The sequence below is a fragment of the Diaphorobacter sp. HDW4A genome, from assembly GCF_011305995.1.
In the GTDB taxonomy this organism is placed as follows: Bacteria; Pseudomonadota; Gammaproteobacteria; order Burkholderiales; family Burkholderiaceae_C; genus Diaphorobacter_A.
Map to the genome: position 1 here is coordinate 5583363 of NZ_CP049910.1, position 18513 is coordinate 5601875.

The following is an 18513-nucleotide window of genomic DNA, read 5'->3' on the forward strand; positions in this document are numbered from 1 at the left end:
AGTATCGAACACATCAAGGGCGGACCATGAGTGCATTTCAACCCAAAAACCCTCAGCAAGTCTGCGAAGATATTCTCCTAGGGATGGTGTTCAAAACACCCGTGGCGGTGGCCACTGAGTCGATATATTCCACATGATGACGAATTCGGCGTTTTTTGGGCTGCAAATAAGGGGCATTTCACCCTTGCCGCTGGCCCTTTGGTCGGTTGTGGACGCACTCATCCATGCAGACCCTGCAAAAGCTTGCGCCGCGCCATCCACAGATTGCTCAGCGCAAACAGCGTTACCAGGTTGGCCGTGTTTTTGGCCAGGCCACGGTACTTGACCTTGGTGTAGCCGAACTGCCGTTTGATGACGCGAAATGGGTGCTCCACTTTGGCCCGGATACGTGCCTTGACCTGCTCCAGCTTGTCCAGGATGGCGCCCATGGGCGTGCTCTTGTCCAGCGCACGGCGCTTGCCAGGGCGCATGGCCACATGCCACTGGGCAGTGATGTCTTGCGTCTCTTCGCGCTTGGCCACGCCCTGGTAACCCGCATCGGCAAACACATCGGCTTCGTCACCATGGACCAGCTTGCTGGCCTGAGTCACGTCGTTGACGTTGGCAGCCGTGCCCACCACGGTATGAACCAGGCCGGAATCGGCATCCACGCCGATGTGGGCTTTCATCCCAAAATGCCACTGATTCCCCTTCTTGGTCTGGTGCATCTCGGGGTCGCGTTCACCACCCTTGTTCTTGGTCGAACTGGGCGCGGCAATCAGGGTGGCATCGACCACCGTGCCTTCGCGCAGCATCAGACCTTTGTCGGTGAGCGTGGCGTTGACGGTAGCCAGGATGCGTTGGGCCAACTGGTGCTCTTCGAGCAGATGGCGAAAGCGCAGGATGCTGACCCGGTCGGGAATACGTTCGACGCTGGACAGACCCACAAACTCCCGGTACAGCGCGGTCTCGAAGAGGGCTTCTTCCATCGCCAGGTCGGACAGGCCGAACCACTGCTGGACGAAGTGAATGCGCAGCATGGTCTCCAACTCGAACGGAGGTCTGCCGGTTTTGGCTCGCGGTGCGCGCGGAGCAATCAATGCCAGCAACTCAGACCACGGCACCACCAGGTTCATCTCGTCCAAGAATACCGCTTTGCGCGTGCGTCGCTTGCTCAGATTCAGGCCGAGGTCTTGTTGCTTCATGAGCGTATTGTCAGGCGCGGCGCCGTACTTCAGACAGCGCCAGCGGCAGAGTTTTGAACACCATCCTTAAGGTGTCTTTGAAACCGGCAGCAGCCCAGTCGCCGTTCTTTGCCGATTGCAACGTTACCTCCTCAAGCGTAGAGCGTTGAAGATCACAGATGCCGAACTTAAGCTCATTGCTAACGCTGCAATCATTGGCGACAACAGCCATCCCGTGAAGGGATAGAGAACTCCCGCAGCAATCGGCACACCAATTCCGTTGTATATAAAGGCAAACAGCAAGTTCTGACGCATGTTGCGCACTGTGTCAGTTGAGATTTCACGAGACTGGGCAATGCCACGCAAATCACCCTTGACCAGCGTGATCTGACCGCTGTTCATTGCTACGTCGGTCCCTGTTCCCATGGCTACACCTACATCAGCTTTTGCCAAGGCCGGCGCATCGTTGATCCCGTCACCAGCCATGGCAACCACATGGCCTTCACTTTGCAATCGCTCCACGAGAGCTAGCTTGTCGGCGGGCTTGACTTCGCCATGGACTTCATCAATTCCAAGCTTGGCACCAACAGCCTTGGCTGTGGTCAGACCATCTCCGGTTGCCATGACAATTCGCAAGCCGCTTGCATGAAGCGTTTGGATGGCATCCAGAGTGCTAGCTTTGATAGGGTCTGTTACCGCCAGAATGCCCGCGAACTTCCCATCAGCCGCTAAATGCATGATGCTTGCACCCTCTCCTCGCAGGCGTTCTCCGTCCGCTTGCAAGGAAGATACAGATACGCCTTCTTGAGCCATCAATGTGGTGTTGCCTAATGCCAAGCGCCGCCCCTCAACGGTTCCACGTACACCAATACCGCTGGCGGAATCGAAGTCCACAGGTTTAGCGAGCTGCAAGCCTTGTTCACGTGCAGCTCGGACGATGGCATCCGCAAGCGGATGCTCGCTACCCTGATCCAAGCTAGCGGCAAGCCTCAAAACTTCGTCAGCGGTGAAATCTGGAGCAGGAATCGCTTTATCGAACGCAGGCCGACCTTCTGTAAGGGTGCCCGTTTTATCTACGATGAGCGTATCCACTTCACGCATTTTTTCGATGGCGCCCGCGTCACGGAACAAAACGCCTTGCTCTGCAGCGCGCCCTGTGGCCACCATTACTGACATGGGTGTGGCCAAACCTAGCGCACATGGGCAGGCGATGATGAGTACCGCGACGGCATTGATCAACCCAAACACCCAACTGGGCTCTGGGCCAAAAATTCCCCAGACGAAGAAGGTCACTACAGCAACTAGCACGACAACCAGAACGAACTTTCCAGCCACTACGTCGGCCATTCGCTGCATCGGTGCCTTAGACCGTTGGGCCGATGCAACCATCTGAACTATCTGGGAGAGCATGGTGGCAGTGCCCACCTTTTCTGACCTCATGACCAGAGCTCCACTCGTATTGAGTGTGGCGCCGATCAGTTTGTCGTCAACGCGCTTTGTCACAGGTATTGGCTCGCCCGTGAGCATCGATTCATCAACGGCGCTTTGACCTTCCGTGACAATGCCATCCACGGGTACTTTCTCGCCTGGACGTACGCGCAGCAGGTCTCCGACATGCACGTGGCTGAGGGGAACATCTTCCTCACTGCCATCTGCATTGATACGCCTTGCCGTCTTAGGAGCTAGGCTAAGCAATGATTTGATAGCGGCCGAGGTCTGAGAGCGAGCCTTCAGCTCAATGATCTGCCCCAACATGGTCAAAGAAATGATGACCACCGCTGCCTCGAAATAAACAGCTACACGGCCCATGGATACGAACGAGTCGGGAAACACACCAGGTGCCAGCGTCGCTACGAGGCTGTAGACAAAGGCGGCTCCCGATCCCAAGCTGATCAACGTCCACATGTTCGGACTGCGGTGGATGATTGACTGCCAGCCTCGAACAAAAAAGGGCCAGCCCGTCCATAGCACCACGGGCAGGGAAAGAGTCAACTCGACCCATGTTTGGGTCTGCATAGTGAACCAGCCGAACTTGTGTCCGAACATGGCCAGAGTGGTAACAATCAGGGTGAGTGGTAGCGTCCACCAGAATCGCCGTTGAAAGTCTTGCAACTCGCTGTTGTCCTCTTCTCCAACCGGGATCAGTGGCTCCAGAGTCATTCCACATTTAGGGCAGTTTCCGGGATGATCTTGCCGGACCTCCGGATGCATCGGGCAGGTATAGATCGTTCCGGCGGGAACCACGCCTGAGTCATCAAACGATTTCTGATCTGAATGACTTGCAGCCACATGAGCATGTTCGTGCGAGCTGAGCAACTGGGCCTCAGGCACTAAATGCATTTGGCATTTAGGACAACGCCCCGGATGATCTTGATGGACTTCAGGATGCATTGGGCATACATAGACTGAGCCCTCTACTGCGTGATCCGCCTGCCCGCTACTCGATATGAATTGCGCAGGGGCATGAGCAAATTTTTGCTGGCAATCGGCACTACAGAAGCGATAGGTCCGTCCCTCGTGAACTATCTGATGAGGCGACTGTAGAGAGACAGTCATGCCGCAAACAGGATCCTTCAAAGGCTCAGCCTCAGTCATGGTGTTTTCCAACTCAACTGACTCTGAAGAAGATCGATGCTGATGATGATGCATGCCGATGGCCCTTCACGATGTTGGATCGATTCTTGGCCCTTACACCATGTGAATGTCAAGCCAGAATCTGCTCGAAAAACAACTCTATCCACCTATTCTGAGATAGCGCAATCAGAGTTCGCTGCTTGTGGCCATCTCAATTTAAGAAATAGTTCTTTGTTGAGATGGCCTTTGTCTGACTACATGACGCGGACGCCATCCAAGCATGAATCGACGGAAGCGTTTTACCCTTCCTATCAGTGTCTACGTCTGCTTAGAGCAGCTCCGCTTCTGCTGTCGGTGGTTGATCTCGGAGGATCAAATTCCTTTTGGGGAAAGAATCCCTAACCAAGCCACACTCGCCAAAACCAGAACTGCCAGTGTTGCTTCCATGAACAGGCTCTGGCGTAGCTTAGCGACTGCTTGTGCATGATTTCCAGAGGTCAACGATGCCTCCAGACTTGGACTTAGCCGGAACCGATTTGCCGCAGCCAAAGCAAGCATTCCGAGAACCAGCATCAGCTTGCCTAACAGCAACTGACCATAGAGTGTCGAAACAAGCGGATCAAGCGAAGGCCCTGCGATCAATACGTAGTTGAGTACACCACTGATCCCCAGAACGACCACGATCAGCGTCCCTACCTGGGCGAAGCCATTTGATGTTCGGCTCAATATTGCTACTGTGTTTGATGCCTTATTCGCACTCGTTACGGCCAAGATCAAAAAGGCGAGTAACGCGCCGACCCATGCACCTGCTGCCCAGAGGTGCGAGATGTCCGAAGCCAGGTGGATGTATCCCCGCATTCCATCGTCCATCGCACCATGACCACTCCAAGCCAGGGTCGCCAGTGCCACACCGCTAGATCCGGACATGGCAACAAAGCGCAACGTGGGATTGAATTTCACAAATGCGATCAAGATGCAAAGCGCTAGCGCAAGAATACGAATGCACCAAGCAAGGCCCATGTGAGTGCCGGTGATGAGCATCTCGAAGATATGCGTTGACAACTCAGCGTAAGTTTGAGCACCGGACATGGCCTTGGCAAGGACTGTCATGCTGACCACGGACAGGCCAATTCCGAATGCTGAAAATGCACCGACACATATTCGATAGCAGCGCCCAATTGCCAAGGATCGCTCGTCATGGCCAAGGGCATAAACGCCAAACATGGCGACGCCAAAGGCCGCTGCCATGTCCAGATACAGCGCAAGGCGCAATACGATGGTGAACCAATCCTCGGCCATTTGCTTACTTCACCTGGAATGTGACGTTGCCATTGATAGGGTGTGTGTCTGACGACACTGCACGCCAATCCACGCGATAGGCACCGGGTTGAAGCGTCTGAGCGGGAGTAATGACCATGGTTTTGCCATCGCTAGCGCCAGAGACGCTTGCGCTGACCTTCATTGCGCCGTGGTTCGGCATTCCGGGCATCCCCGTCATGATCAAGTTCGCTGCCGAGAACTGAGGAACCAGCGTCTCAGAGAACTTCAACTCAATCGTGGCAGGTGCCGCGACCTGCGACTTATCCGCAGGAGAGGAGGAAACTAACGAAGGATGTGCAAATGCTGCGGAAGCGAACAGTGTTGCGGCAATTGGCGCGATGAACTTAGCGACCAGGTTTGAGCGGTTCATGAGAGACTCCTATCGAAGTGTGATGGTGGTTTGAAAACAGATGTCGAATCTAGGTCTGTAGAGTTGGCGCTCCTAAGGACGCGCCAACTAGGAAGGGGACATTGGTCTGGCTAGAACCAGAAGCGGACACCGGCCACCCAACGTGTTTGCTGCGCACGGCCACCGTCGGCACGAACGAGATCTGCGGTTCGCCCGAAACTTCCCGCACGTTCCACTCCGATATATGGAGCGAACTGACGGCTGAACTCGTAGCGCAGTCGCAGGCCAGCAGATGCTTCGGCTAGGCCCTTGCCGATATGCCGCTCTGGATCATCCTTGCCGTAAAACTGCATTTCAGCTCTAGGCTCAAGGATCAAGCGTTGAGTCAGCAATAGTTCGTAGCTTGCATTTAGGCGAAGCGCAGTTCTGCCGCCACTGCCGACATAGGCTGTAGCCTCCAGCTCGAACCAGTAAGGGGCCAGGCCCTGTACACCAAATGCCAGCCATTGACGGCTAGGTCCCACGCCGTTGTCTAAGCGCAGACCCAACTGTGTATCCCAATAGGTTGTGGCGGCACGGCTCCAAAGCAGTTCGGTGCGAGACTCTTCGAGCTTTCCTTTGGCGACGTCACCTTCTGCCTTCAAGACAGCTTTGTTGTATGAGGTCCCGTACCATGCTTGCAAGTCATAGGCCGTTGAATCATCACCTCTGCGTGAAAAACGGCGTTCCAGGGTCTCACCACGCAGCGAGGCAAAGGTATGCTCGTCCGCAAGCATCAAGCGCGGGACGCCAGGCACCGCGTAATCGCCCGATCCCAAGGTCAGCCCATTGGAATACCCATGCGGGTCGCGAGCATCTGGAGGTGCGGATCCCCCTTGCATCTGCATGCTGCCGTGATCCATCGCAGGGCCGCTTGCAGCGCTGCCAGTCATAGCACCATGACCTGCATGTGGATCAGCTGCAGTTGTGGCAGGGCTTGCCGGTGCTTCCATTTGCATATCCGCTTGGCCATGCGATGAATGGTCGCTTTGCGCCTGGGCCGCAATACTCACCAGAGCGAGGAGCGCAGTGGACAATGCACGAATAGGGAGTGCTTTGGACATTTTTGATCTTCCTTGTGAGGTTTGTTCAAGACACTACGACTTCGCGGAACATGCCTGCATCCATGTGGAACATCAGGTGGCAATGCCATGCCCAGCGCCCCAGAGCATCTGCCGTCACCAAGAAGCTGATGCGTTGTGCAGGCTGTACTGGCAAGGTGTGTCGACGGGCGAGGAATCGACCATCAGGGCTCTCCAGTTCACTCCACATCCCATGCAAGTGCATAGGGTGAGTCATCATCGTGTCGTTGTGCAGGATGACTCGCAAACGCTCGCCGTGACGGAAGTGAACAGGCGTTGATTGCCCGAACTCCAATCCATCAAGAGACCAGGAATAACGCTCCATATTGCCCGTCAGGTGCAACTCCACCTCTCGTCCAGGACCGCGCGAGTCCATCGGACCTGAAGGTGTATGCAGATCTGCCAAGGTCAGCACCCGTCTGCCGTTATTGCGCAGACCGATACCGGGATCGTCAAGATTGGTGCGGGCCATATCGACTCGCATATCTGTTCTTGCGCCATATTCAGTGCGAGCATGGCGTGCGGTGGTGCTGGGCACTGCCAAGCCTCCAGCAGACTTGGCATGCTGACTATGGTCCATCGCCATACCACCGTGATTCATGCCGGCCATCGCACCATGATCCATGCCGGCCATTGCCCTCGACATACCAGCCATCCCGGCCATACCCGTCATCCCAGACATGCCGCTCATCCCAGACATGCCAGTCATCCCAGACATGCCAGTCATCCCAGACATGCCGGTCATCCCAGACATGCCGGTCATGTCCATGTCGGCTCCGGAACTGCCATGGCTCATGGCGCCCATCATGTCGCTCATACCCAGCCATTCGACGGGATCGAGTGCAGGGACAGGAGCTTGTAGACCTTCGCGCACTGCTAACGTAGCGCGTGCGTAGCCTGTTCGGTCCATCGACTGGGCAAAAATCGTATAGGCGTCATCACGTGGCTCGACAATCACGTCTATGGTTTCGCCAGGGCCGAATCGGAATTCATCGACAGTCACAGGCTCTACGTCGACGCCGTCAACATGCACCACAGTGAGCTTCAGACCCGGAATACGTACGTCATAGAAGGTATTGCCCGCGCCGTTGACCATGCGCAGTCGAACACGCTCGCCCGGGCGGAAAAGAGCAGTCCAATTGCCGGCAGGCGTGACGCCATTTGCGAGGTAGGTCAGGGTCGCAGAAGAGAGGTCGGCTAAATCCGTTGGATTCATGCGCATCTCGTTCCACATCTTGCGCTTGTCTAATGCCGCTGACACGCCATCGCGCGATGCATCACGGAAGAAATCAAAGACCGTGGGCTGGTTGTAGTTGTAGTAGTCGCCCTGAACCTTGAGCTTTGCGAAAACGCGCATGGGGTCTTCGTCAGTCCAATCGGAGAAGAGCACGACATGGTCACGATCTGAACGGATAGTCTCAGGTCCTGCGGGATCGATGATGATCGATCCATACATGCCGGTGAGTTCCTGCATGCCTGAATGTGAGTGATACCAGTAGGAACCGCTTTGCTGGACCTTGAAACGGTAAGTGAACGTCTCTCCTGGAGGGATGCCAGCAAAGCTAATGCCAGGGACCCCGTCCATCTGATAGGGCAAGATAATGCCGTGCCAGTGGATAGAAGTTGCCTCCCGTAGCTTGTTCGTGACGCGAATGGTCACAGTTTCTCCCTCACGCCAGCGCAGGGTAGGCCCAGGAAGAGAACCATTGATGGTGGTCGCCATACCTGGCTTCCCGGTGAAGTTCACCGGGGACTCGGCGATCACCAAATCGAACTCATTGCCACGCAGTACTGGCGCAGCGCCACGCACCGTAGCGCCTTGTTGGGCGAAGGCCATGAGCGACTGTGTCGACAGTCCTGCTAGAACGCCACCTGCGGCTAGCCCCTGAACAAAACGCCGACGAGAGAACCCTTGTGAGGGAGTAACAAGAAATGGCGAACGACGCGGCATAGGGTGAAATCCTCCAGAGTTGTCAAGAAATTCGTTTTCGGCGACGCTGGCTGAAACAACAAGCGCTCGATATGTTTAATATGCTAGGGCCTGCTGAATTTCTGTGGGGTGACTCATTCATTACATTCATGTAATGCTCACGTCATGTTCGGTGCGATGGGCGGCTCCTATCCAGCAATGCCCTCGTTGCAACCAGAAGGTTCACTCTGCTCACCACGCTTGATGGCTTCCCAGGAGGGAACAACAAGGCCGTGTTGAGCCTTTCTATCGCCAGGATTTCAAGAACATTACATTTTTCTTATCTTCATGTCAGAGGGCGTCAAACTCGGCACACTCTCGAGCGTCTACTGCAGCGGAGCGATTACATGAGGATTTTGATTGTCGAGGATGAGCCTAAAACAGGTGAGTACCTGCGCCAAGGACTAACCGAGGCTGGATACATTGCTGATCTGGTTCCAAATGGTTCAGATGGCTTGCATATGGCTCTGCAAGGTGAATACTCATTGGTGATCTTGGATGTCATGCTGCCGGGCCTCAATGGTTGGCAGCTGCTCCAGTCTCTGCGTGATCGGGGACTACATATGCCGGTCCTGTTTCTTACTGCACGGGACCATGTCGAGGACCGTGTCAAAGGTCTAGAGCTCGGCGCAGATGATTACCTGGTAAAGCCGTTTTCGTTTGCAGAGTTACTTGCCAGAGTTCGCATCATTCTTAGACGCGGACATCCGGCCAATGAAGGCACTACTCTGACTGTTGCAGATCTCGAGCTAGACCTACTGCGTCGCCGCGTATCTCGCAGTGGCAAACGTGTTGACCTCACGGCCAAAGAGTTCGGACTCTTGGAGTTGTTGATGCGTCGACATGGTGAAGTGCTTCCACGTTCGTTGATCGCATCGCAGGTATGGGACATGAACTTCGACAGTGACACCAATGTCATCGAGGTGGCCATGCGCCGTCTGCGAGTCAAAATTGACGAAGGCCACTCGATCAAACTGATCCAGACCGTAAGGGGCATGGGCTATGTGCTTGAAGTCCCTGAGGAGGAATAGGTGCAGCGTCTCACTCGCAAGGGAAAGCTCTCTTTAACGAGCCGTTTGGCACTATTTTTCACGGCTGTTGCGGCAGCCGTAGTGCTAGGTCTAGGCGGCCTATTCCTAGTCGTTACAGAAAAGCATTTCGTGGAATTGGACCGAATGACGCTTCAGGACAAGCGACATTTGATCGAGAAAATTCTCCAGAACACCAAGTCGGTCGATGATGCTCGTTGGCGTTTAAATGAGGCACTGAACTATCACGAGGATCTTCAAGTCCAGGTGAAAGATGCCCAAGGAGAAACCGTATTTCAATCGCCCGCATCCGGCTTTGCAGTGCCGGATCGCAACTCGGCTTTTATCGACAAGGAAGGATCGTTTGGGGTGTGGCGGCATGCAGACGCAGAATTCCACATGTTGAGCTTTGAGACGCTACCGGCCTACGCACCGTCACCATTAAAGGTACTGATCGCTGCAGATACCAAGCATCACATTCAATTTCTCGACGGAATTCGAGCGAGCTTCGCGATTTATGTGATTGCTGCAATCTTGCTGTGCTCGCTTCTGTCTTGGCTCGCCGCTCGACAAGGGCTGGCACCGCTGCGAGAGATGAAATCACGTGCGGCTGTTGTGACGGGACAGAAGATGAGTGAACGCATGCCGGTCGAGGCTGTACCTGTAGAAATGGCCGATTTGGCGCATGAGCTCAATCGCATGCTGGATCGATTGCAGGACGATTTTCAGCGACTGACAGATTTCGCTTCTGATTTGGCCCATGAACTACGTACGCCCATCAGCAACCTGTTGACGCAGACTCAGGTAGTGCTGGCATCCAAGCGTGATGCCGCGACATACCGAGACATTCTTGCCTCTAATGCCGAAGAGTTTCAGCGCTTAGCACGCATGGTGTCAGACATGTTGTTCCTGGCCAAAACCGAACGGGGCGTGAGCCTACCGCGCAAGGAACAGTTCTCCGCACAGCAAGAAGCGTATGCATTGCTGGAGTTCTATGAGGCTGTAGCGGAAGAAAAGCAAATTCATTTGAGGTTAAATGGTGATGGACTCGTTGATGGTGATCGGCTGATGTTCCATCGTGCTGTGAGTAATTTGCTATCTAATGCTTTGCGCTACACGCCGCAGGCAGGCATGGTCACCATCGACATTGCGGCCTCCGCTTCCTGGACACTTGTCACTGTGGAAAATACAGGGCAGGACATTGATCCCAAAGTCCTGCCCAGGTTATTTGACCGCTTCTACCGAGCTGACCCTTCCAGGGCTCATCCGGACTCAGACGGTAGCGGATTGGGTTTGGCAATCACCCGAGCAATTGTCGAAGCCCATGGAGGCTCCATTACCGCCACGTCAGCCGATGGACGAACTCGCTTCACCTTGAAATTCCCCACTACGCAGCCGACTTCCTAAGCAGATCAGAAAACAGGCTTTTCTTGAAAGCAAGAAGACACTATCCGCAGCAAGATGTCTTTACTGAAGTGGAGTCGCAGCATTTCGTCTGCGGCTTCTCAGCATTTGCCTGCTCGGCTTCGGCTAACGCCAATAATTCTGGAGTGTATCCAGCGGCCTGGATAGCCAACATGTAGTCGGTGTCGCTCAGATCGCCGGAGACTTGCACCGTTTTATCTCGGGCATTCACTCCGATCTTTGCTTCATCAGCGATTGCCAAAATGGAGCGCTGAATCCGCGGGGCACAGGCACCACATTTCATGTCATTGATGCGAAAAATAGCCATTACGTACTCCTTTAAAGCTTGTGGCTAAAGTCTCATCCTTCACATGATGTGAATGTCAAGCATCTAGCTGCACAAGCACTGGAGCACGCTGTGCGCGTCAACAACGTTGTTCTTCACTTTTCGTTTCGGGTTTATTGGTGCGAAGATTTGAATAAGAACTGCCCCGAAAAAGCTGACAACAATGTCACCGGACAGTCCTGATTTTGTTGGGCTCCGATTCTTAAGATCAACCCATCTTCTCCTCACCTTGATCAAGGTCCAGGAGATGTGTTCATCAACTGTCTTAGGAGCCAACCATGTCTCAAAACCGCATCTCCATTTCCTCTGTACTCGCAAGCGTTGCTGCCGTTGTCACCCTGGCTCTTCCTGGAATGGCCTCTGCAGCCTACGAGCATCCAGCCAACAATGAACAAGGCGTGATCGTGCATCCGGAGCACTTTGTAAGCCAGAAAACCCGAGCTCAAGTCAAGGCCGAGACTGAAGCTGCCATGAAGCAGGGCCGCCTTTCTTACGGTGAAAGCAATTTCCCCCGTGGAACTCCCGAGACAGGATCGAGCAAAACCCGCGAGCAAGTGATCAACGAAATGCGTAATGAATCGCCAGCTGAGCGAGATGCTCGCCTCCAATCATTTGCAGGCTGATCTCCATCAAAGACGCATGCATCGTGGATGCAGCTCTCTTGCATCTTTGTTCCGATCTACCGCAGAGGTCTCAATCAACAGAGGCCTCTGCATGTAGAACATCAGCTTGAGCAAACTACAAATTGCCCGGAAGAATTTCGGCCCATATGATCGCAATCGTCACACATGGGTTGCCGACACTGGGGTCAACGATGCGCCGACTCAACGAGGTAGATATCGCTATCGAGCATCACGTTGTATGTGTCCTCATCCATTAACTTGAGGATGGGACAGGACACCGCCTTCTTCAGAACTGAGTTGTGCATACGGTGTCGCGCTTCATTCAGACTCTTCTGCTAGGGATGGTGTTCAAAACTCTGCCGCTGGCGCTGTCTGAAGTACGGCGCCGCGCCTGACAATACGCTCATGAAGCAACAAGACCTCGGCCTGAATCTGAGCAAGCGACGCACGCGCAAAGCGGTATTCTTGGACGAGATGAACCTGGTGGTGCCGTGGTCTGAGTTGCTGGCATTGATTGCTCCGCGCGCACCGCGAGCCAAAACCGGCAGACCTCCGTTCGAGTTGGAGACCATGCTGCGCATTCACTTCGTCCAGCAGTGGTTCGGCCTGTCCGACCTGGCGATGGAAGAAGCCCTCTTCGAGACCGCGCTGTACCGGGAGTTTGTGGGTCTGTCCAGCGTCGAACGTATTCCCGACCGGGTCAGCATCCTGCGCTTTCGCCATCTGCTCGAAGAGCACCAGTTGGCCCAACGCATCCTGGCTACCGTCAACGCCACGCTCACCGACAAAGGTCTGATGCTGCGCGAAGGCACGGTGGTCGATGCCACCCTGATTGCCGCGCCCAGTTCGACCAAGAACAAGGGTGGTGAACGCGACCCCGAGATGCACCAGACCAAGAAGGGGAATCAGTGGCATTTTGGGATGAAAGCCCACATCGGCGTGGATGCCGATTCCGGCCTGGTTCATACCGTGGTGGGCACGGCTGCCAACGTCAACGACGTGACTCAGGCCAGCAAGCTGGTCCATGGTGACGAAGCCGATGTGTTTGCCGATGCGGGTTACCAGGGCGTGGCCAAGCGCGAAGAGACGCAAGACATCACTGCCCAGTGGCATGTGGCCATGCGCCCTGGCAAGCGCCGTGCGCTGGACAAGAGCACGCCCATGGGCGCCATCCTGGACAAGCTGGAGCAGGTCAAGGCACGTATCCGGGCCAAAGTGGAGCACCCATTTCGCGTCATCAAACGGCAGTTCGGCTACACCAAGGTCAAGTACCGTGGCCTGGCCAAAAACACGGCCAACCTGGTAACGCTGTTTGCGCTGAGCAATCTGTGGATGGCGCGGCGCAAGCTTTTGCAGGGTCTGCATGGATGAGTGCGTCCACAACCGACCAAAGGGCCAGCGGCAAGGGTGAAATGCCCCTTATTTGCAGCCCAAAAAACGCCGAATTCGTCATCATGTGGAATATATCGACTCAGTGGCCACCGCCACGGGTGTTTTGAACACCATCCCTAGAGGGAAAGCGCTACAACAACGAGCACCACATCCTGCGTAGCGAGAACGCTGTCGCGGACCGGTTGCTTGCCCGAGGAATGGAGCTGCGCGATGCCTACGAAGAATTGCACGTCAAACTTCACGCGCATCCCCCGGCCCTTCAGGTCCTTCTCGGCTTGGTGTTGAGCACGGCTGCGTTCTGGAATCCGGAGAAGATGCAAGAGGCACGCGCCGCGCGCAGCGATCTCGCCAACGTCAATCAGCAGATTGCAAGGAAGGCGGCCGAACTGGCGATGCTGCTGGAGCAGCGCTCCGATCTCCATGACACGTCCGGCTTCAGCAGCGATACCCATTACCACGTTTGCAACGTCATCGAAGCGGCGTCGCAGCACAACTATCTGTTCCGATCCTACGTCCAGGAAAAGCTCGGTGCCCTTCGGGGTCAGTTCGATCCGAAATACTGGCCCTCCCTGGGCGAGTTCTTGCAGGAACTCGCGTCCGACGCGGATAAGGCTGTCATGGAGGCCACGGACCCGTTGACGGCCGTCGCAACAGCGGCGGCACGCCCGTCCAAGGCGGACTTCTTCAAGGCGCTGTTTGCCTCCATTGAGGAAAACAGCGCGAAGAGCTACGGCCAATTACCGACGGGCTTCAAGCTGACCGACCGGACGCTGGCGTCACTGGCGAATTGCGCCTTGGATTTGGGACCAGACGATCTGGTCGACGACGCGTACATGAAGCGACTCCGCCAGCGCGAACGCAACGGGACCAAGTAACAGCACCGGGCACAGCAAAAAGGGGGCGAAGCCCCCTCGGTCAGAGCAGACCACGCTCTGCGAATGACGTGGTGGCCTCGCCGCCGACGACGATGTGATCCAGCGTGCGCACGTCCACCAGCGCCAGGGCTTCCTTGAGGCGCTGGGTCAGTAGTTTGTCCGCCTGGCTCGGCTCGGAATTTTCGCTCGGATGATTGTGCGAAAAGATCACGGCCGCTGCGTTGTGATGCAGTGCCGTTTTCACGACTTCGCGCGGATACACCGAGCCTGGTCGATGGTGCCGCGAAACATCTCCACGTATTCGATCAGACGGTTCTGGTTGTCGAGGAACAGCGCAGCGAAAACCTCATGCTCGAAACTGGCCAGCTTGGTACGCAGGTAGTCCTTGACCAGCGTCGGAGAAGTGAAGAGCGCTCCGCGTGGAATCTTCTGGTCGATGACGTACCGTGCAGCTTCCAGAATTTGGTCGGCAGTCGCCGGCAGATAACGCCCTTGGTCGCCACGCACCAACAGCGAGGAATCGAGAGACAGAGAAAGTTGCGACATGATCGTGCTCCGGTTGCACGGGCGGAATTGCCCCGAACCGTCACCAGCACGGCGCAGCGCAGGCAGTCAAGGGTCAGCAGCGGCCGCCAGGACGCAAGCGCGCAAGGCGCGGCGAGAACGCCGTGATACGGTGAGGGGAACAGCAAGACCGCCCACCCACACCCCGACGGCACCACGGATGGGCAAGCGCAGCGCGCAGGCCCTCAAGGGCCGGAGGCGTCAGGGATCAAAGCCGGATGGCCGCGACTCGTCACGAGGCGCGGGGCGTAGCCCGCGAGCCCGACGGCGGAACGCCGGGATGCCCCACTAATGGGTTTTGCTAAACAGACGGTTAAAACCATAGTGGTGAACCAGTACCGAGGAGGGATCGGTGTTCATGGCGTCCGAAATAAACCCACAAATTTCGGACAATCTCTTGTCATTTGTCCGAAAAACGTATATAAATATCGGACAGGAGGAGTAATGTCCGCACTCAAATCCCACATCTCAGCCCTGATTGAAGCGGCCGAACCCGGACAAGTTTGGGTACCGACTGACTTTGCGCAGTTGGGCAGTCGTGATGCCATCGACAAAACTCTGCAGCGCATGGTGCAGGCGGGAGAGTTGCGTCGCATCGACAGGGGCCTCTATGACAGGCCCTCGCTCAACAACCTGACCAAGCGTCCTACCACCCCGGACTACCGCGCTGTAACCGAGGCCATTGCGCGTCGGGATCATCTGCGCCTGCTGGTAGATGGCATGACTGCCGCCAATGACCTCGGCCTGACTGATGCGGTACCCGCTCGCGTCACCATCCATACCGATACCCGCCGCCGAGCAATTCAACTCGACAAGCTCACCATTGAGTTCAAGCAAACGGCACCCAGTCGCCTCTACTGGGCAGGGCGGCCGGCCATGCGCATCGTACAGGCGCTGCACTGGTTAAAAGACACGCTGACTTCTGAACGTTCTCTTATTCTGAACAAGCTGACCAAAGTGCTGGCCGACCCTATTCACGGCGCTGCGCTCCGCCAGGATCTGCTTGAAGGTTTCAACGTGTTGCCGGCGTGGATGCAAAGTTTGCTCCGTGAACTCCCCGGATGTGACCCGCAGACTGCGTCGACCGCAACACCTCAATCACCCAGTAGTGAAAAGCCTCCGTCTGCGCGACACCGCTCGGTCAAAGATGTGGAGGCCCCTTGAATCCAGCATTCCATTCAGTTATCACCGCCAGCGATGCCGAGCGGCGAGACTTGTTTCTTGGCGCCTCAGCTCGCCTTGGTACAGCGGTTCAAAACATCGAAAAGGATTTCTGGGTCTGTTGGACACTGGATGCGTTGTTTAACGGTCTGAAAGCTGGTGGCCCTCGCTTGCTGTTCAAGGGCGGCACTTCGCTCTCCAAGGCCTTTGGTCTCATTGCCCGCTTTTCCGAAGACATTGACATCACAGTGTTTCGTGATGACTTGGGGCAGAGTGCCGAGATTGCCGACCTGGATGCATTGAGCGGCAAGAAGCGCCGTGCGCGTCTCGATGCTATCCGCGATGCATGCCAGGCTTACATTGCAGGGCCATTAACCGCGCAGTTCACTCATCTCGCGGCATCTGTCATTCCCGAGGAGCGTTTTCGGCTGGAGACCGATCCCGACGACAAGGATGGCCAGAGCTTGCTGTTCTGGTATCCCGCAGTCACGGCCACCACTGGCGACTACATCCGCTCAGCCGTCAAGATAGAGGCAGGAGCCAAGTCGGCACTCGATCCGCATGTCGCGGCCTCCGTCACACCCTACGTCACACAGGACCTCCCTGACCTGGACTTGACAGTGACGAATGTGATCACTGTGAAGCCCGAGCGCACCTTCTGGGACAAGGTCATGATCTTGCATGGACTACGTCAATGGCATGATCGTCGCGGGGAGCTGCGACACGGCGGGCAACGCGTCTCACGCCATTACTATGACGTGCATCAACTGATGCAGTCGTCATCTGCAGCCGCGTGGCAAGTCGATCACGAGTTGGCGATCGACTGTGCTCACCATGCAAGGTTGTTCTTCGGTAGCGCCGATCTGGGGCTTGATATAGCAGTACCCGGTACGTTTACGCTAACGCCAAGTCCGGCGATGCGAGAAGCACTTGAAAAAGACTATGAAGCAATGGCTGGCATGGTCTTCGGCGACGTTCCTCCATTCGACGCGGTGCTGCGCAGCGCAGAACACTTCGAGCAGATCGTCAATGGCGCTGCAATGGCCGCACTCACCACAAAAGGAACGTAGCGACCATGAGCGACTACTTCAGTGATCGAGAAAATGGCCCGCGCGCCCGCACCCATCAGGTGATCTTGCCTGTTGTGTGGGCAGGCTTGGTGGGGACAGTGCAGGCCTTGGTGAACAGCGGAGCTTTTGGCCTGCGATTTCCGGAGCGATGCCCGGATGGCCAAGCGGCCTGCAGCTGCGACTCGGATGCACTTGCCGCATCCGTGATTGCAGAGCTGCCTGGCTTGACTTGGCCGTTAGAAACGACGCGCGTTGAGGAAGACGGATTTTTCTCACTGCGACAGCCGTTTGCGCCTGACACATTACTGGTTTTGGACTTTTTGGAATTCGTTTATGCCGCCGTGGCGCAACCGATCCTAGGCAAGTATCACGATTATTTCAACCACCATCATTTGACATTCGATCAAGCGGCCGGGCAGGAAGAATTCCGAAAGACCGTCAACCGAATTTTCGCGCGTAATGGTGTGGCGTTCGAGATGCTATCGACAGGCCGTATCGTGCGTGTTCTTCCTCCTGTGCTTGGCGACGATCTCAAGCGAACAACGTTTCGTAGCGGTGATCGCACGCTGGACAACATGCTGGAGGAATGCCGGACCAAATTTTCCGATCGCAATCCGCTTGTACGCCGTGAAGCACTGGAACGCTTGTGGGATGCATGGGAACGACTCAAGTCGTTGGCGGACCCTCGTGATAAGAAGCAGTCGATCAAGATTATCCTTGATGCCGTAGCTGCCGAACCGACTTTGCGATCAAGACTGGAAAGGGAAGCGGTCGAACTGACCGCGATCGGCAATAGCCATCTCATCCGACACTCGGAAGTCAACCAAGTTGCTGTCATCGACGTGGATCATGTTGATTATCTGTTTCATCGCCTGTTCGCGATGATTCAACTGATGCTCAGAAGAAAGGGGAACGCATGAATGCTCGGACGCCTCACCGTGATGCAATCCGAATACTTTTCATTCTGAACGCCGGTGGCATGCCCTTGGTAGACCCAAACGATCCGACAGTCGCCAAGATTTTCAAAGGCGAGGCACGATTGCATGCCTTCGACTTCTGGATGCGCAACCCAGACTATCTGGCGAGCGAACTGTTGGACGGCTACGAAGCAACGGGCAACGCGGACTATCGTCAAGCTGCGGAAGCAATCTTCGAAAGCGATGAACCTGACTTGCGGCGTATTCCAATGATTCGCTATCTGTTTGGTGCCTATGAACGACTCGACGATGCGCTTTCCTTGCTTAGATCACGTGACTTAGTCCGTATTACGGGCATCAAAGGAAAGGTGAAAGTCCACGAAACCGATTTCATCTTGACGGTTCGCGGAGTAGAGGTCTGCTCGAACGCTGTCGTACAGGAGCCAATTCTTGAATGGTATGCCCAACGGGCGGCCTTGGTTGCGGAAATCGCTGGCACACGAGGCGGCGGTGCTCTGAAGGATAAGCAGTACAAGCAGGCGACGTATGCTCAAACCCAACTTGGCGGGATCATTCCTCCGATTGGTACGGATGTACAACGAAGACTAAATCAACTCAAACAAACCGTCTGAAGGGG

At 55.6% G+C, this 18513-nt stretch carries 16 protein-coding genes and 1 pseudogene; 9 read left to right on the plus strand and 8 right to left on the minus strand.

From position 1 onward, the window contains the following. Positions 1–218: 218 nt before the first annotated feature. The 6 genes from G7047_RS25545 to G7047_RS25570 all read right to left on the minus strand — a co-directional run bounded on the left by G7047_RS25545 (position 219) and on the right by G7047_RS25570 (position 8478). On the minus strand, positions 219–1184 hold the full coding sequence (locus tag G7047_RS25545) for an IS5 family transposase (RefSeq protein WP_129324623.1): 966 nt from the start codon (positions 1182–1184) through the stop codon (positions 219–221). 123 nt (positions 1185–1307) lie between these two features. Continuing rightward, on the minus strand, positions 1308–3758 hold the full coding sequence (locus G7047_RS25550) for a heavy metal translocating P-type ATPase (RefSeq protein WP_088166943.1): 2451 nt from the start codon (positions 3756–3758) through the stop codon (positions 1308–1310). A 351-nt stretch (positions 3759–4109) separates the two neighbouring features. Further along, on the minus strand, positions 4110–5036 hold the full coding sequence (copD, locus tag G7047_RS25555; RefSeq protein ID WP_043387573.1) for a copper homeostasis membrane protein CopD: 927 nt from the start codon (positions 5034–5036) through the stop codon (positions 4110–4112). 4 nt (positions 5037–5040) lie between these two features. Beyond that, on the minus strand, positions 5041–5427 hold the full coding sequence (copC, locus tag G7047_RS25560) for a copper homeostasis periplasmic binding protein CopC (protein ID WP_003078546.1): 387 nt from the start codon (positions 5425–5427) through the stop codon (positions 5041–5043). A gap of 110 nt (positions 5428–5537) precedes the next feature. Continuing rightward, positions 5538–6509, minus strand: coding sequence for a copper resistance protein B (locus G7047_RS25565; RefSeq protein ID WP_179954953.1), 972 nt, complete (start codon positions 6507–6509; stop codon positions 5538–5540). 25 nt (positions 6510–6534) lie between these two features. Further along, on the minus strand, positions 6535–8478 hold the full coding sequence (locus G7047_RS25570) for a copper resistance system multicopper oxidase (protein WP_166311144.1): 1944 nt from the start codon (positions 8476–8478) through the stop codon (positions 6535–6537). 365 nt (positions 8479–8843) lie between these two features. Here G7047_RS25570 and G7047_RS25575 point away from each other — a divergent pair, with 365 nt between their 5' ends. Beyond that, complete coding sequence (locus G7047_RS25575) at positions 8844–9527, plus strand: heavy metal response regulator transcription factor (protein WP_166311145.1); 684 nt, start codon at positions 8844–8846, stop codon at positions 9525–9527. After that, positions 9528–10931: a heavy metal sensor histidine kinase gene (locus tag G7047_RS25580; protein WP_166311146.1), complete on the plus strand. Its 1404-nt coding sequence runs from the start codon at positions 9528–9530 to the stop codon at positions 10929–10931. A 40-nt stretch (positions 10932–10971) separates the two neighbouring features. On the opposite strand, the gene G7047_RS25585 is transcribed toward G7047_RS25580, so the two are convergent. Then, positions 10972–11256 (minus strand): heavy-metal-associated domain-containing protein, encoded by a 285-nt coding sequence (locus G7047_RS25585; protein ID WP_166311147.1) that lies wholly within the window; start codon positions 11254–11256, stop codon positions 10972–10974. Positions 11257–11552: 296 nt separating this feature from the next. Between G7047_RS25585 and G7047_RS25590 the strand changes: the two genes are divergently transcribed. The 3 genes from G7047_RS25590 to G7047_RS25600 all read left to right on the plus strand — a co-directional run bounded on the left by G7047_RS25590 (position 11553) and on the right by G7047_RS25600 (position 14164). Beyond that, positions 11553–11897, plus strand: coding sequence for a DUF4148 domain-containing protein (locus G7047_RS25590; protein WP_003052298.1), 345 nt, complete (start codon positions 11553–11555; stop codon positions 11895–11897). A 405-nt stretch (positions 11898–12302) separates the two neighbouring features. After that, entirely contained in the window at positions 12303–13268 is a 966-nt protein-coding gene (locus G7047_RS25595; protein ID WP_129324623.1) for an IS5 family transposase, read from the plus strand. Positions 13269–13486: 218 nt separating this feature from the next. Then, positions 13487–14164: a hypothetical protein gene (locus tag G7047_RS25600; protein ID WP_205904675.1), complete on the plus strand. Its 678-nt coding sequence runs from the start codon at positions 13487–13489 to the stop codon at positions 14162–14164. 40 nt (positions 14165–14204) lie between these two features. Here G7047_RS25600 and radC read toward each other — a convergent pair. Continuing rightward, a pseudogene (gene radC, locus G7047_RS25605) lies at positions 14205–14710 on the minus strand (DNA repair protein RadC). A gap of 462 nt (positions 14711–15172) precedes the next feature. Between radC and G7047_RS25610 the strand changes: the two are divergent. From G7047_RS25610 to G7047_RS25625, 4 genes are read left to right on the plus strand one after another with little or no spacing between them, the layout of a single operon-like run. Next, on the plus strand, positions 15173–15892 hold the full coding sequence (locus tag G7047_RS25610; RefSeq protein WP_166311148.1) for a DUF6088 family protein: 720 nt from the start codon (positions 15173–15175) through the stop codon (positions 15890–15892). Next, positions 15889–16959 (plus strand): nucleotidyl transferase AbiEii/AbiGii toxin family protein, encoded by a 1071-nt coding sequence (locus G7047_RS25615; protein ID WP_166311149.1) that lies wholly within the window; start codon positions 15889–15891, stop codon positions 16957–16959. The genes G7047_RS25610 and G7047_RS25615 overlap by 4 nt, the downstream gene beginning before the upstream one ends. Positions 16960–16964: 5 nt before the next feature. Beyond that, positions 16965–17879 carry an AbiJ-NTD4 domain-containing protein gene (locus G7047_RS25620; RefSeq protein ID WP_166311150.1) on the plus strand — a complete coding sequence of 305 codons (915 nt, stop codon included), beginning with the start codon at positions 16965–16967 and terminating at the stop codon, positions 17877–17879. Then, complete coding sequence (locus G7047_RS25625) at positions 17876–18508, plus strand: hypothetical protein (protein ID WP_166311151.1); 633 nt, start codon at positions 17876–17878, stop codon at positions 18506–18508. The genes G7047_RS25620 and G7047_RS25625 overlap by 4 nt, the downstream gene beginning before the upstream one ends. Positions 18509–18513 lie beyond the last annotated feature (5 nt).

What these genes read in the sequence shown, in the direction of transcription:
- G7047_RS25585 (WP_166311147.1), bottom strand. Translation starts at nt 11,256, where the DNA reads ATGGCTATTTTTCGCATCAATGACATGAAATGTGGTGCCTGTGCCCCG.
- G7047_RS25565 (WP_179954953.1), bottom strand. Translation starts at nt 6,509, where the DNA reads ATGTCCAAAGCACTCCCTATTCGTGCATTGTCCACTGCGCTCCTCGCT.
- G7047_RS25545 (WP_129324623.1), bottom strand. Translation starts at nt 1,184, where the DNA reads ATGAAGCAACAAGACCTCGGCCTGAATCTGAGCAAGCGACGCACGCGC.
- G7047_RS25550 (WP_088166943.1), bottom strand. Translation starts at nt 3,758, where the DNA reads ATGACTGAGGCTGAGCCTTTGAAGGATCCTGTTTGCGGCATGACTGTC.
- G7047_RS25620 (WP_166311150.1), top strand. Translation starts at nt 16,965, where the DNA reads ATGAGCGACTACTTCAGTGATCGAGAAAATGGCCCGCGCGCCCGCACC.
- copC (WP_003078546.1), bottom strand. Translation starts at nt 5,427, where the DNA reads ATGAACCGCTCAAACCTGGTCGCTAAGTTCATCGCGCCAATTGCCGCA.
- G7047_RS25590 (WP_003052298.1), top strand. Translation starts at nt 11,553, where the DNA reads ATGTCTCAAAACCGCATCTCCATTTCCTCTGTACTCGCAAGCGTTGCT.
- G7047_RS25570 (WP_166311144.1), bottom strand. Translation starts at nt 8,478, where the DNA reads ATGCCGCGTCGTTCGCCATTTCTTGTTACTCCCTCACAAGGGTTCTCT.
- G7047_RS25610 (WP_166311148.1), top strand. Translation starts at nt 15,173, where the DNA reads ATGTCCGCACTCAAATCCCACATCTCAGCCCTGATTGAAGCGGCCGAA.
- G7047_RS25595 (WP_129324623.1), top strand. Translation starts at nt 12,303, where the DNA reads ATGAAGCAACAAGACCTCGGCCTGAATCTGAGCAAGCGACGCACGCGC.
- G7047_RS25600 (WP_205904675.1), top strand. Translation starts at nt 13,487, where the DNA reads ATGGAGCTGCGCGATGCCTACGAAGAATTGCACGTCAAACTTCACGCG.
- G7047_RS25625 (WP_166311151.1), top strand. Translation starts at nt 17,876, where the DNA reads ATGAATGCTCGGACGCCTCACCGTGATGCAATCCGAATACTTTTCATT.
- G7047_RS25575 (WP_166311145.1), top strand. Translation starts at nt 8,844, where the DNA reads ATGAGGATTTTGATTGTCGAGGATGAGCCTAAAACAGGTGAGTACCTG.
- copD (WP_043387573.1), bottom strand. Translation starts at nt 5,036, where the DNA reads ATGGCCGAGGATTGGTTCACCATCGTATTGCGCCTTGCGCTGTATCTG.